This window comes from Photobacterium atrarenae (genome assembly GCF_024380015.1).
Classification (GTDB): Bacteria; Pseudomonadota; Gammaproteobacteria; order Enterobacterales; family Vibrionaceae; genus Photobacterium; species Photobacterium atrarenae.
On the sequence record NZ_CP101508.1, the window covers coordinates 3,115,078 to 3,129,199 of the forward strand.

12 protein-coding genes are annotated in these 14,122 nt (G+C 55.6%); 5 read left to right on the top strand and 7 right to left on the bottom strand.

The window, feature by feature from the left end:
• Position 1: 1 nt before the first annotated feature.
• Genes cysN through cysG form a run of 3 tightly spaced genes read right to left on the bottom strand, consistent with a single transcriptional unit; the run spans position 2 to position 3,771 of the window.
• Positions 2–1,432 (bottom strand): sulfate adenylyltransferase subunit CysN, encoded by a 1,431-nt coding sequence (gene cysN, locus NNL38_RS14390; RefSeq protein WP_255388695.1) that lies wholly within the window; start codon positions 1,430–1,432, stop codon positions 2–4.
• Positions 1,433–1,442: 10 nt separating this feature from the next.
• A complete protein-coding gene (cysD, locus tag NNL38_RS14395) occupies positions 1,443–2,351 on the bottom strand; it encodes a sulfate adenylyltransferase subunit CysD (RefSeq protein ID WP_255388696.1) in 909 nt (302 codons plus the stop codon).
• Between the two features lie 13 nt (positions 2,352–2,364).
• Positions 2,365–3,771 carry a siroheme synthase CysG gene (gene cysG / locus NNL38_RS14400; protein ID WP_255388697.1) on the bottom strand — a complete coding sequence of 469 codons (1,407 nt, stop codon included), beginning with the start codon at positions 3,769–3,771 and terminating at the stop codon, positions 2,365–2,367.
• A gap of 412 nt (positions 3,772–4,183) precedes the next feature.
• Here cysG and NNL38_RS14405 point away from each other — a divergent pair, with 412 nt between their 5' ends.
• From NNL38_RS14405 to NNL38_RS14415, 3 genes are all read left to right on the top strand, one after another.
• Entirely contained in the window at positions 4,184–6,142 is a 1,959-nt protein-coding gene (locus NNL38_RS14405) for a bifunctional 2',3'-cyclic-nucleotide 2'-phosphodiesterase/3'-nucleotidase (protein ID WP_255388698.1), read from the top strand.
• 94 nt (positions 6,143–6,236) lie between these two features.
• Complete coding sequence (locus NNL38_RS14410) at positions 6,237–6,806, top strand: Crp/Fnr family transcriptional regulator (RefSeq protein ID WP_255390661.1); 570 nt, start codon at positions 6,237–6,239, stop codon at positions 6,804–6,806.
• 171 nt (positions 6,807–6,977) lie between these two features.
• Positions 6,978–7,442, top strand: coding sequence for a GNAT family N-acetyltransferase (locus NNL38_RS14415; RefSeq protein ID WP_255388699.1), 465 nt, complete (start codon positions 6,978–6,980; stop codon positions 7,440–7,442).
• Positions 7,443–7,509: 67 nt separating this feature from the next.
• Here the strand turns inward: NNL38_RS14415 and NNL38_RS14420 are convergent, their stop codons facing one another.
• On the bottom strand, positions 7,510–8,199 hold the full coding sequence (locus NNL38_RS14420) for a LysM-like peptidoglycan-binding domain-containing protein (protein WP_255388700.1): 690 nt from the start codon (positions 8,197–8,199) through the stop codon (positions 7,510–7,512).
• Positions 8,200–8,320: 121 nt separating this feature from the next.
• Between NNL38_RS14420 and bamJ the strand changes: the two genes are divergently transcribed.
• Positions 8,321–8,941 carry a BamJ family beta-barrel-assembly machinery protein gene (gene bamJ, locus NNL38_RS14425; protein ID WP_255388701.1) on the top strand — a complete coding sequence of 207 codons (621 nt, stop codon included), beginning with the start codon at positions 8,321–8,323 and terminating at the stop codon, positions 8,939–8,941.
• A gap of 225 nt (positions 8,942–9,166) precedes the next feature.
• Positions 9,167–9,658, top strand: coding sequence for a DUF2780 domain-containing protein (locus NNL38_RS14430; protein ID WP_255388702.1), 492 nt, complete (start codon positions 9,167–9,169; stop codon positions 9,656–9,658).
• 157 nt (positions 9,659–9,815) lie between these two features.
• On the opposite strand, the gene NNL38_RS14435 is transcribed toward NNL38_RS14430, so the two are convergent.
• The 3 genes from NNL38_RS14435 to NNL38_RS14445 are packed head-to-tail and all read right to left on the bottom strand — an operon-like array spanning position 9,816 to position 14,072.
• The gene (locus NNL38_RS14435; protein ID WP_255388703.1) at positions 9,816–10,577 is read right to left on the bottom strand and encodes a phosphoadenylyl-sulfate reductase; all 762 of its coding nucleotides are present in this window, start codon (positions 10,575–10,577) and stop codon (positions 9,816–9,818) included.
• The gene (cysI, locus tag NNL38_RS14440; protein WP_255388705.1) at positions 10,570–12,261 is read right to left on the bottom strand and encodes an assimilatory sulfite reductase (NADPH) hemoprotein subunit; all 1,692 of its coding nucleotides are present in this window, start codon (positions 12,259–12,261) and stop codon (positions 10,570–10,572) included. Before cysI ends, NNL38_RS14435 begins: the two co-directional genes overlap by 8 nt.
• On the bottom strand, positions 12,261–14,072 hold the full coding sequence (locus tag NNL38_RS14445; protein ID WP_255388706.1) for an assimilatory sulfite reductase (NADPH) flavoprotein subunit: 1,812 nt from the start codon (positions 14,070–14,072) through the stop codon (positions 12,261–12,263). Before NNL38_RS14445 ends, cysI begins: the two co-directional genes overlap by 1 nt.
• Between the last annotated feature and the right edge of the window lie 50 nt (positions 14,073–14,122).

Genomic DNA, 14,122 nt, shown 5'->3' on the forward strand with positions numbered 1-14,122 from the left:
ATTACCCCAGTAGGTTACGGATATCTTTCGCTTCCCAATGCGGGAAGTGTTTGCGGATCAGCGTGTTGAGCTCTAGCTCAAAAGCACTGAACGACGAGTTCTGCGCCTGACTTGATTCAGCCAACGCTTCACGCACCATCCCGGCCCCCACCGTCACATTACTCAGCCGATCAATCACGATGAAACCGCCGGTATCTGCGCACGCCTGATAAGCATCCACCGCAATGGCCTCGGTTAACGCCACTTCACACAAGCCAATGCCGTTCAAAGGTAGACTCTCGGTCTGGAAGGTCTCCAGGTTATTGATATCGACCTGATGACGGATCGCTTCTACCGTTCCGACGGTTTTCTTCCCGGCCACTTTAATATCGTACTGACGGCCCACTTCCAACGGCGTTTCTGCCATCCAGACAATATCGGCCAACAGGCGGTTGCTCAATGGCACGTTCGCATCCCCAGCCACCAGCGTATCGCCACGGCTGATATCAATCTCATCCGTTAACGTCAGAGTGACAGCCTGACCCGGGTGAGCCTCCGGCAAATCGCCATCAAAGGTGACAATCCGGGCCACCGTGGATGCTTTGCCGGAGGGCAACGCTTTCACGGCATCCCCAACTTTCACCACGCCGGAGGCCAGCGTCCCAGCAAAGCCACGGAAATCCAGGTTCGGGCGGTTGACATACTGCACCGGGAAGCGCAGTTCACCCACTTCTTTTTCCTGGCCAATGTCGATATTTTCCAGAATACTCAGCAACGGCTCGCCGTCGTACCACGGCGTCTGTCCGCTGGCATCCACCACGTTGTCGCCTTCAAGGGCGGACAAAGGTACCAGCTTGATATCCAGCTCGCTGTTGAGTTTCTCGGCAAATGTCAGGTATTCATCCCGGATCGTCTCAAACCGGGCCTGCTCAAACCCAACCAGATCCATCTTATTGATTGCGACCACAAAATGGCGGATCCCCAGCAAGCTGGCGATATAGGAATGGCGACGGGTCTGATCCAGTACGCCTTTGCGGGCATCTATCAAAATCACAGCCACATCACAGGTGGAAGCACCGGTCGCCATATTCCGGGTGTACTGCTCATGCCCCGGGGTATCAGCGATGATGAACTTACGCTGCTTGGTCGAGAAATAACGGTACGCCACATCAATGGTGATCCCCTGCTCACGCTCGGCCTGGAGACCATCCACCAGCAGCGCCAGATCCGGCTTCTCGCCGGTGGTGCCCACTTTCTGGCTGTCAGCGTGGATCGCGGCCAGTTGATCTTCATAAATTTGCTGAGAGTCATGCAGCAGACGGCCAATCAGGGTACTTTTCCCGTCATCCACCGAGCCGCAGGTCAAGAATCTAAGCAGAGACTTGTTCTGGTGCTGGTCGAGGTAGGCTTCAATCCCCAACTCGGCCACTTGTTGTTCAATTACGCTGTTCATTGTGCTCTCCTTAGAAGTAACCCTGGCGTTTTTTCAGCTCCATTGAGCCGGACTGATCATGGTCAATCGCCCGCCCCTGACGCTCACTGGAAGTCGCGACCAGCATCTCTTCAATAATGCCCGGCAGCGTATCCGCTTCAGATTCAATCGCACCAGTCAGCGGGTAGCAGCCCAGGGTGCGGAAACGCACACTTTTGTGCTCGATCTTCTCGCCCGGCTGCAACTCCATCCGATCATCATCGACCATGATCAACATGCCATCACGCTCAACCACCGGCCGAATCGCAGAGAGGTACAGTGGCACAATTTCAATGCCTTCCAGATAGATGTATTGCCAGATGTCCAGTTCGGTCCAGTTCGACAGCGGAAAGACCCGGATGCTCTCGCCTTTATTGATCTGGCCGTTGTAAGTCTTCCACAACTCCGGGCGCTGGTTTTTCGGATCCCAGGTGTGGTTTTTGTCCCGGAACGAATACACCCGCTCCTTGGCGCGCGATTTTTCTTCATCCCGGCGGGCGCCCCCGAACGCGGCATCAAAGCCATACTTGTTCAGCGCTTGCTTCAGGCCCTGGGTTTTCATGATATCGGTATGCTTGGAAGAACCGTGCTTGAACGGGCTGATCCCCATCGCCAGCCCTTCCGGGTTTTTATGCACCAGCAGATCAAAGCCGTATTTCTCCGCCGTGCGATCCCGAAATTCGATCATCTCGCGGAATTTCCAGTCGGTATCCACATGCAGCAGCGGGAACGGGATCTTGCCCGGATAAAACGCCTTACGCGCCAGATGCAACATCACCGATGAGTCTTTCCCGATGGAATACATCATCACGGGGTTATCGAACTCAGCAGCCACTTCGCGGATGATGTGAATGCTCTCCGCTTCCAGCTGCTTGAGATGGGTTAATCGTTTAGGGTCCATCACTCTCTCCATTCTATGCCAGCTTGACCACAGCAGGCTGCTGAGGCTGTTCCTGCTTGCCGAACCAATGTAATTTTTCTGATAAGTTAACCACTTCTCCCACCACGATCAGGGACGGGGAAGCTGCCTGCTCTGCCAGTGTTGCCAGCTCACTGAGCCGACCTTTCAAAACTTTCTGGGTTGCCTGGGTGCCGCGTTCGATAATGGCAATCGGCGTGTCTGCGGCGCGGCCATGGGTCAACAACTGCTGCTGAATATGGCTCGACTTCATCAACCCCATGTAAATCACCAGAGTCTGCTTGCCACGGGCCAGCGTCGACCAGTCCAGCTGATCGCTCCCCGGCTTCAGGTGACCGGTAATAAACATCGCCGTTTGGGCGTGATCGCGATGGGTCAACGGGATCCCGGCATACGCCGTGGCCCCGGCAGCTGCCGTGATCCCCGGCACCACCTGAAACGGGATCCCGGCATCGAACAGCACTTCCAGCTCTTCGCCACCCCGACCAAAGACAAACGGATCACCGCCTTTCAGGCGCACCACCCGCTTGCCCTGTTCGGCATACTTGACGATCAACTGGTTGGTCTCTTCCTGCGGGACACTGTGGAAGCCGGCTTTTTTGCCAACACACACCAGCTCCGCATCGCGGCGAACCAGCTCCATCACTTCATCGGACACCAGATAGTCGTACAGCACCACGTCGGCTTGCTGCATCAGTTGCAACGCCCGCAGGGTTAACAGTCCGGGATCGCCCGGGCCGGCACCTATCAGGGCCACCTGCCCTTGCGGGGCAACCTGATGCGAGAGCGCCTCCAGCTCCTGCTCTGCCGCCTGCGCCTGACCGGCTGCGACCAGCTCAGCAAAACGTCCGCCAAAGGCTTGCTCCCAGAACATGCGACGGCCCGTCAGGGTGGTGACGGTTTCAGACAGACGCCGACGAAAACGTCCGGCAATGGTTGCCATCTGGCCCAGATGCGCCGGCAACAGGGCTTCGAGTTTCTCCCGCAGCAAGCGGGCAAGAACCGGCGCTTTTCCGGACGATGAAATCGCGACAATGATCGGCGAGCGATCGACAATGGAAGGCACGATGAAACTGCAGCGCTGAGTATCATCTACCACATTCACCATCACCTGGCGCTGATTGGCAGATTGGTAAACCAGCGCATTGACAGCTTTACGATCGGTGGCAGCAATGGCGAGGAAAATACCGTCGAGATGCGACGGCTCGAATGTGTCGGCCAGGTGCGTGACCTGACCCATTTGAATCGCCTGTTGAAAATCCGGATTCAGTGCAGGGGCGATCACCCGGACATCTGCACCAGCCTTTAATAATAAGCGGGTTTTGCGCCATGCAACCTCACCGCCACCGACCACCAGGCAAGGCCGTCGCTTCAAGTCTGCAAAAATTGGCAAGTAGTCCATGTCCTGCGCCCTCTGTACTGATAACTCTCAGCACTATAGACGGGGCAAGATATTACCTGAAATTCTAAAATTTCATTTTTTATTCCAAAAAGTTTGAGGTTGGTCAATGTCGAACGGATAAAGAGGCTGAGTCTGCGAAGGTGGGACGGTCCGGTAGGTTCAATGCCTGATTCGAGTCATTTAACATCGGTTTAACCCTTGATGATAGGCCGATTGGACTTATGTTATGCCATTTTCATCTGATGTAGTGTGCACCGCCGTCTGGGAAGAATTGCCTGCTTAACCAGTCAAGGGGGCTGGCTAACCTTAAATATGAGACACCGGGCACAATATGCCTTCCCTTTCACGTTACCATCATCATTCTTTTGATACGTTAAGCACGCTTTGACAACTCACTGTTCCGGAGAAAATCATGAAATTATCTGTCAAGCCCCTGTCTGTCGCCGTTCTGGGCGGTTTGCTGACCCTGGCCGGTCCGGCTGCCGCAGAGACGATCAAGCTACGTATTCTCGAAACCACCGACATCCATACCAATGTCATGGATTATGACTATTACAAGGATAAGCCGACCCTGAAAACCGGTCTGGTCCGGACCGCGACTCTGGTCAAGCAGGCCCGCGCTGAAGTGACCAACAGTATCCTGGTGGATAACGGGGACCTGATCCAGGGCAGCCCGATGGGCGACTACATGGCAGCCAAAGGGATCAGTACCGGGGAAGTCCATCCGGTGTACAAGGCGATGAACCAGCTCGATTATGATGTCGCCAACCTGGGGAATCATGAGTTCAACTACGGCCTGGACTTCCTGAAAAAATCACTCGATGGCGCCGCCTTCCCGTACATCAACGCCAACGTGATTGATTTGAAAACCGGTCAGAACCTGTTTACCCCGTACCTGATCAAAACACACAAATTTCAGGATACCGATGGCCAAACCCACGATGTCAAAGTCGGTTATATCGGCTTCGTCCCGCCGCAAATCATGATTTGGGATAAAAAGAACCTGGAAGGGAAAGTCAAAGCGCTTGATATCAAGCAGACTGCCGAGAAATTTGTCCCGCAAATGAGAGCAGAAGGTGCCGATATCATCGTGGCGATCCCGCACTCCGGGGTTTCAGCCGATCCGTACAAGGTAATGGCGGAAAACTCGGTGTACTACCTCACCCAAGTTGAAGGGATCGACGCCATCGCTTTTGGCCACTCCCACGCCGTTTTCCCGAGCAAAGCCTTTGCCAACCTGCCCAATACTGATGTCGACAAAGGCACCATCAACGGCGTCGCGGCGGTGATGCCGGGACGCTGGGGCGATCACCTCGGGGTGATGGATCTGGTGCTGGAGAAAAGCGGCGACGGCTGGACTGTTGCCAATGCGCAGACCGAAGCCCGCCCGATTTATGATAAATATGAGAAAAAACCGCTGGTCGAAGCCGATGCCAAGCTGGTTGCTGCGGTTGCCAACGATCACACCGCGACCCGTGATTTCGTCAACCAGCCAATAGGCAAAGCCAGCGATGTAATGTACAGCTATCTGGCCCTGGTGCAGGATGATCCGACGGTACAAATCGTCAACCTGGCGCAGAAAGATTACGTGGAGCGCTTTATTCAGGGTGACCCGGACTTAGACGGGCTCCCGGTGCTCTCTGCCGCTGCGCCGTTCAAAGCCGGGGGACGGGCCAACGATCCGGCTAACTACACCGAGGTTGAAGCCGGTCAGCTGACGTTCCGCAACGCCGCCGACCTGTATCTGTACCCCAACACCCTGGTGGCGTTGAAAGTCACCGGCAAGGAAGTGAAAGAGTGGCTGGAGTGCTCAGCGGCCCAGTTCAACCAGATCAACCTCAACAGCGACCAGCCACAGGGGCTGATCAACTGGGACGGGTTCCGCACCTATAACTTTGATGTGATTGACGGCGTGCAGTACCAGATTGATGTCTCGCAGCCAGCCCGTTACGACGGGAACTGTAAGCTGATCAACGGTCAGGCCTCGCGGATCCGCGAGCTGACCTTTAATGGCAAACCGGTGAATCCGGAGCAGCCGTTCCTGATCGCCACCAACAACTACCGAGCCTACGGGGCCAAGTTTGCCGGCACCGGCGATGCCTTTATCGCATTTGCAGCCCCGGATGAAAACCGCACCGTACTGGCCAACTATATCAGCCGGATCAGCAAAGCTCAGGGTCAGGTCGTCCCGAAAGCCGATAACAACTGGCGCTTTGCCCCGCTGCAGAGCAAGCAGCCGCTGGACATTCGCTTCGAAACCTCGCCAAGTGAGAAAGCTGCGGCCTTCATCAAGGCCAACAGCCAATATCCAATGAAGCAAGTAGCGACCGACAAGATTGGATTTGCCGTTTATCAGATCGATCTCCAGTGATTCCGGTCCCCGGCGATTGCAAACCAAATCATACCGCAGCCAGGCTGCGGTATTTTTTTGCTATGATGCAAAAAACACCGCCAAGAACCTCATGATGAACGAAGAACTGCAACATTTTCTCAGCCAGTTAGGCGCGTCTCCGGCTGCGATCACCCAAGCCCTGAACGCCGCCGAGCTGATGGAACTGCCGACCCGTCACGTGCTGCTCAATCAGGGAGAGTCTCCGACCCACGGCTATTTTCTGCTCGATGGTGTCTGTCATGCCTGTTACCTGACCGCAGAAGGCAAACAGTACAGTAAAGAGTTCTACTGGGATCAGGACGTCCTGCTCGGTTTTGAAAGCCTGCTGAGCGAGCAGCCGTCCCCATTTCTGCTGGAAACCCTCTCGGCAAGTCGTTTGCTGGCTCTGCCACTGAGTCTATTCCGCGTCTGGCGGGATGAAGGTGAGCCGCTGTTCACCCGCCTGCTGGAAAGACAGTTGCTGTTTAAAGAGCAGAAAGAACGCTTTATGCTGATGCACACACCCGAAGAGCGCTACCGGCTATTCAGCAGCAGCTTTCCGGCACTGATGTCACGAGTCACGGACTACCAGATCGCCTCTTATTTAGGGATCAATCCCAGCAGTCTGAGCCGCCTCAAACAGCGCCTGGCGCAGGATGAGTAAACCGCATGCTTAGACCAGACCCAGCACCTGAACTGAAGCAAGAAACGTCTTAACCCAAGTAAATGTCCGAACGCCCCGGATCTGTTAGGGTCATGGCTTTACACGAGCCGACGAAACCGAGCGCATTCAACCCAGAGCGCGAGGCCAAAGCACCAAGCCAAGGAGAGAACCATGCAATGGCAATGCCTGACATTTGAGCAACTGACCACTCATCAGCTTTATGAACTCCTCAAGCTCAGAGTCGATGTGTTTGTGGTCGAACAAGACTGCCCCTATCCGGAACTGGATAACAAAGATCAGCTGCCGCACACCCGCCATTTACTGGGCTACCAGCAAGGTAAGCTGGCCGCATACCTGCGACTGCTAGCACCGGGCAGTACCTACCCGAACGCCAGTATCGGCCGGGTCCTGACCGCCGAATTCGCCCGCGGCAACGGGGCCGGCCATGCCCTGCTCAAGGAAGGGTTAGCGCATGCCGAGCGATTGTGGCCGGATCACAGCCTGGATATCGGGGCCCAATCGCATTTGCAGCCTTACTATGGCCGTTACGGATTTGAGCCGATTTCAGAGGAATATTTAGAAGACGGGATCCCGCATATCGACATGCGGCTGCGCAAAGGAAAAGTTCTGGGCTAAACCGGAGGGTTTGCCCCCAAGCATATCCTTAGGGGCAAACCATCCATGTGTAGTACAAATGGCTCGTTTACTGGCTGCGGACAAAACTGCCGTCCGAGCGACGGAAGAACATCACCGGCTCTCCCGAGCGACCCTCGATTTGCAGCACGTCCAGATCGCCCTGCGCTGTTTGTTTATAACGCAGCAGCTGGCCGGCTTTGATCTGGCTGAGCGGCTTGTCTTTGCCTTCAATCGCAGCGACCGCATAGAGATCGCCCAACGGCAGGGACTTATCCCGGAAGATATTGGCCAGCGTCTCGCCCTGCTTGACCTGGTAGGTTTGCCAGGCTAAAGCTTTTGCAGGTGAAGTTTCAGTCGATGAAACACCCACTGCTGACGAGCCGTTCGAAGTCTCTGCAACCTGACGCTCCGGCCGCTTCGGAGAAGGCGGCTCTGCACGCTGACCAACCGGCGGCAGATCCTGGCGCTGCGGCGTTCCCAAATCCAGCGTGACTTCCCGTCGCACAGATTCGCTCTGGTTTTCCGGTTGCGGTGCCTTCGCCGGCAGCAGGAGTAAAACCCCCACCACAGGGATCAGCACCGCCAGTGCCCGGCGATGCAAACGCGGCAGAGCTGCCCATTTGTTTTTCAGGGGCAAAAGCGCCGCCGCAAACCGGGCTTTTACCTGATTAACGTTCAGCGCTTTTAACTGGCTCAGGGAAAAGCGGGGAAACGTAAATTCACTCTTTTTCTTTGAACGGCGTTTGGCCTGTCCCATAGTCACACTCCGGCACTCTCAACTCACGCTATCAATCGACATCTTGTCACAAAAGTTTACCCCTCGGGGTTGAAACTGTTATCCTGCCTGCTTTATTCACTCTACTGAAAGAGATGACATTATGTCTGACGTTAAACTAGATACAGTCGAAACGAAAGCAAGCTACGGTATCGGTCTGCAAATGGGCCAACAGCTGGCACAAAGCGGTCTTGAAGGCCTGAACGTTGCAGCTATTGCCAAAGGTATTGCCACTTCACTGACTGGCGAGATGCCAGAAATCGAAGTTGACGATATCAACAATGCACTGCGCGAGCTTCACACACGTGCAGAAGCCGTACGCCAGGAGCAAGCCAAAGCAGCTGCCGCTGAAGGCGAAGCTTTCCTCAAAGATAACGCACTCCGCCCGGAAGTAACAGTGACTGAGTCTGGTCTTCAGTACGAAGTTCTGGTTGAAGGCAACGGCGAAATCCCAACTTCAGACAAGCAAGTTCGTGTTCACTACCACGGTGAGCTGACTGACGGCACTGTATTCGACAGCTCTGTTAGCCGCGGCCAGCCAGCTGAATTCCCAGTAACCGGCGTGATCGCTGGCTGGGTTGAAGCCCTGCAAATGATGCCTGTTGGCTCAAAGTGGAAACTGTACATCCCACAAGACCTGGCCTACGGTGAGCGTGGCGCTGGCGCTGCAATCCCACCATTTGCAGCCCTGGTCTTCGAAGTTGAGCTGCTGGACATCCTGTAAGTCTCAACCAAGCGCGACTCAGAAATCACAAGAAGCGGTGCCTCTGGCACCGTTTTTTTTATGCCTGATTCACGACTTCACAACAGTAACCGCCGTCATCCAAGTTGTCAGAGCGCCTCTTAAGCCGCGCCACTAAAGTTGCCATATTTTCACCAAAACTTGACTTCTGCTGTCTCAATTGCCGCTACGCTTATAGCTAAGTCCTTTCAATCATGAGAAATTGCTATGGAAAAAGCTTCCGCTTCAATACTTAACCGCTTCGTCATTCCAGCCGCCCTGATCACCACCTTGCTGTTACCAACCACCAGCACTGCTTTCAGCCTTTCCGACCTGTTCGGCGGCGGTGAAGAAACATCTGCCATCGCGAGTAATCCGCTGACCGAACTCATAACCAGCCAGCTAGATGTCAGCCCCGAGCAGGCAGCCGGTGGTGCCGGTGCGTTGTTGTCTCTGGCCTCCAGCCAACTGAGCGGCGACCAGGCTAGCGAACTGAGCAACATGATCCCCGGCGCCGACAAACTCAGTGCCGCCATCCCGACCGGGCTGAGCGGGATGTTGTCCAACATGGAAACCATCAACAAAGTATTCTCCACGCTGGGTATGGATCCGAGCATGGTCAGCCAGTTTATTCCGCTGATCATGAAATTTGTCGGCAACCAGGGGGCCAGCGCCGGGTTGATGGACGCACTCGGCTCTGTCTGGCAGCCCGCAGGATAAACCCGATACCGGCAGTGAGGATATAAGGCTCGCTGGCTGAACCTGTCAGCAAGACGTCAAATCTGCTGTGAATTCAGCCGCTTTCCTCCCATAAAAGAAAACCTTATCTGCTTTTCAGCAGATAAGGTTTCATCGTCAGGGCACCGTTCAGGTGAGATCAGATCCCGGAGCCATCGGCCTCGACATCATCTTCATGCAATCCGCACTCGCGCTTGAGGCCAAAGAAACGGGTTTCCTGCTCCGTCATTCCCGGCTCCCACTTGCGCGTGGTGTGGGTGTCGCCCACCGACAGGTATCCCTGCTCTCGTAACGGATGATACGGCAAATCATGCTCAGTCAGATACTGATGAATATCTTTATTCGACCAGTCGATCAAGGGCAGAAACTTAAACACCCCGTTTTGGATCGCCAGCACCGGCAGGCTCGCCCGGCTGTCCGACTGCTCACGGCGTAGTCCGGAAAACCAGGCGCCCACTTGCAGTTCATTCAGCGCCCGGCGCATCGGCTCCACTTTATTCAAGCGGTTATACTGCTTTATCCCATCAACCCCCTGCTCCCACAACTGACCATAGCGTGCTTCCTGCCAGGCCGCACTTTGCTCAGCCCGATACACATGCAAGTTCAGCGACAGGCGCTCGGTCAGGTGATCAATGAACTGATACGTCTCCGGAAACAAATAACCGGTATCGGTCAGGATCACCGGGATATCCGGCTTCACCTGAGTCACCAGGTGAAGCATCACTGCCGACTGGATCCCGAAGCTGGAAGCCAGAGCAAACTCGCCGTCAAGGTGCTCCAGTGCCCAGCGCACACGCTCCTGTGCCGAAAGCTGCTCCAACTCTGCATTGACTTCAGCCAGTTGCAGGATCTGATCGACCTTATTTTTTCCAGCCAGCGCTGCCAGCGATAACTTAGGCATAAAAGTCCCTCTTTGATACAACGACAGGATCAATGATCCCGGCCCGGATCGTAAAGTCCCCGAACCCTTCGCCTGCTTCCCGCTCCGTTGCCCAGCGCCCGACCAGGCTATCAATTTCTTCCATGATCTGAGCAACTGTAATGTTTTCCCGGTACATTTTCGGGATCCGGGTGCCATTGCGATTCCCGCCCAGGTGGAGGTTATAGCGCCCCGGCGCCTTACCCACCAGGCCGATTTCCGCCAGCATCGCCCGGCCACAGCCGTTCGGGCAGCCGGTCACCCGCAGGATAATATTCTCATGGTCTGCCAGGCCATGTTTCGCCAGCACGGCTTCCACATCGGTGACGAACGCCGGCAGGAAGCGCTCAGCTTCCGCCATCGCCAGTGGACAGGTCGGCAGGGACACACAAGCCATCGAGTTTTTGCGTTGCTCACTGATCGCATCATCGATCAAGCCATGATCGCGGGCGATCTTTTCGATCCTTTCCTTCTCGCCGGCCGGTACCCCAGCCACAATCAGGTTCTGGTTCGCCGTCATCCGGAAATCACCCTGGTGCACCCTGGCAATTTCGGCCACCCCGGTTTTCAGCGGTTTGCCCGGATAGTCGAGCAACCGGCCGTTTTCGATAAACAGGGTCAGGTGGTACTTGCCGTCAATGCCTTCGACCCAGCCGATGCGATCGCCGCGCTCAGTGAATTCATACGGACGACTGTCGGCAAACGCCACCCCGGCGCGCTTTTCAACTTCCGCCTTAAAGACGTCGCTACCGACCCGATCCAAGGTGTACTTGGTTTTGGCATTCTTCCGGTTCGAGCGATTACCCCAGTCACGCTGAGTCGTTACGACCGCTTCAGCCACGTCCAGCGTTTTCTCCAACGGAATGAAGCCGAAGTCATCCGCCCGACGCGGATAAGTTGCCTTATCGCCATGGGTCATGGCCAGGCCACCGCCGACGAGGACGTTGAAGCCCACCAGCTTGCCATTGTCGGCAATGGCGACAAAGTTCAGGTCGTTGGCGTGAACATCCACGTCATTTTGCGGCGGGATCACCACCGTCGTCTTGAACTTGCGCGGCAAATACGTGCTGCCCAAGATCGGCTCTTCGTCGGTCGTTTCCACTTTCTCGCCGTCCAGCCAGATCTCGGCATATGCCCGGGTCTTTGGCAATAAGTGCTCACTGATCTTCCTGGCCCACTCGTAGGCCTCCTGGTGCAACTCCGACTCCACCGGATTCGTGGTACACAGTACGTTTCGGTTCACATCGCCGGCGGTGGCAATCGAGTCAATTCCGATGCTGTTCAAGGTCTGGTGCATCAGCTTAATATTTGGCTTGAGCACGCCGTGGAACTGAAATGTCTGACGGGTAGTCAGGCGGATACTGCCGTACAGGCTGTGATCGGCCGCAAACTTGTCGATGGCCAGCCATTGGGTCGGGGTGATCACTCCACCCGGCATCCGTGCCCGCAGCATCACGTTGTGCAGCGGCTCCAGTTTCTGCTTCGCCCGCTCATTGCGGATATCCCGATCATCCTGCTGATACATGCCGTGAAACCGGATTAACTGGAAGTTATCGGCGGTAAAACCACCAGTGATCCGATCGTTCAGGTCGTCAGTGATCGTCCCGCGCAAGAAGTTACTTTCACGCTTCAGGCGTTCGTTATCTGATAATTTTTGCTCGCTCATTAGTACACGTCCCTCTGATAACGCTTGTTCTTGCGCAGTTCATTCAAGTACTGCTCAGCCTGTTCTCGGCTGTATTTCCCTTGCTGCTCGGCGATGGTAAGCAACGCCTCATGAACATCTTTGGCCATGTAGTTGGCATCGCCACACACATACACGTGGGCACCATCTTGCAGCCACTGCCAGACCTGGGCCGCATGCTCAAGGAGCCGGTGCTGAACATACACTTTCTCCACCTGATCGCGGCTGAACGCTACATCCAGCTGGCTCACCACTCCGGACTTGAGGTACTTCTGCCATTCCACTTGGTAGAGGAAGTCTTCGGTAAAGGTGCGATCGCCGAAGAACAGCCAGTTCTTCCCTACCGCACCGCGGTTATCACGCTCCTGAACAAACGCCCGGAATGGTGCAATCCCGGTCCCGGGTCCGATCATGATCACCGGGGTATTATCATCGGTCGGCAACTTGAAGTTGTTGTTGCCCTCGACAAAGACCTTCACCGGCTCGCCTTCTTCCAGGCGGTGGGCCAGATAGCTTGATGCGCCACCCTGACGGGTCTCATCACCCTGCTGATATTCCACCACTCCGACGGTCAGATGTACTTCTTCACCGACTTCTTCCTGGCTCGAGGCAATCGAGTACAGGCGCGGGGTCAGACGGCGCAACAGACCCAGCAGTTGCTCGGCGCTGAGCTGGGTTTTCTTCTCGGCCAGGACATCAACAACCTGAGTGTTGCCGGCATACTGGCGCAGTTTGTCTTTATCGGCGACCAGCTTCTCGAGCTTTTTGCTGCCGGAAAGCGCTGCAAACTTCGTGACCAGCTGAGGGTTCGCCGCGGTGATCTCATATTTACTGATCAGCGCCTGCTTCAGGGTCATCGCTTCGCCGTCAACCTCAACGGACTCGCTGCCCTCCAGGCCAACCCGGGCCGCCAGAGCATCCGCCAGCGCCGGATCATTGTCGAACCAGACCCCCAGCGCATCTCCCGGCTGATAGTTCAGGCCGGAGCCCTCCAAATCAATCTCGATATGGCGGACATCTTTGCCGGAATTGCGGCCAGTGATTTTCTGACTGGTCAGCAAGGTTGCAGCATAAGGATTCTGCTTGGTGTACTGACTCACCACCTGTTGGGCCTGGCCCACCGGTAGCTGAACGACTTCGGCTTCGCCGGTCGATAGCGTTTCTTTCACCTTGGTCAGGGCCTGCTTGCGCCACTCGGCAGCCGGAGCATCATAATCGACATCACAGTCGAGGCGCTCCAGCATAGGCTGACCACCGAGGCGACTGAGATAGCTGTCGAAATCCTTGGCGGTCTGACAGAAAAACTCGTAGCTGGAATCCCCGAGGCCAATCACGGCATACTTGAGGTTCGCCAGCTTCGGCGCTTTCTTCGATTGCAGGAATTCATGCAGCTCAATGGCATCGTCCGGCGCTTCCCCTTCACCATGCGTCGAGGCGACGATGATGACATGGGTTTCCTTGGCCAGGTTTTTGCCTTTGTAGTCACCGGCCGAAAACAGTGCGACGGCAACCCCTGCGGCTTCCGCTTCACTTTTCAGCGCTTCGGCAACCCCTTTGGCATTCCCGGTTTGCGAAGCATAAATAATGGTAAGTTTGCCTGCCGGTTGGACGGCCGCCACAGGCTGCGCAGCAGGCGCATGCTGGCCTGCAGGTTGAGTCTGGCTTAGCCCCCAGAAGTAACCGCTGATCCACGCCAGCTGTTGTGGCGAGAGTTCGGAAGCTGCCTGTTGCAGTTGACCTATTTGCTGATCATTGAGCGGGCTGGCTAAGGCCGAAAGTTCCTTAAGTAACATGACACGACGATCCCTTTACATTGCGTAGTGTTAGATTAGCTACTCAAGGA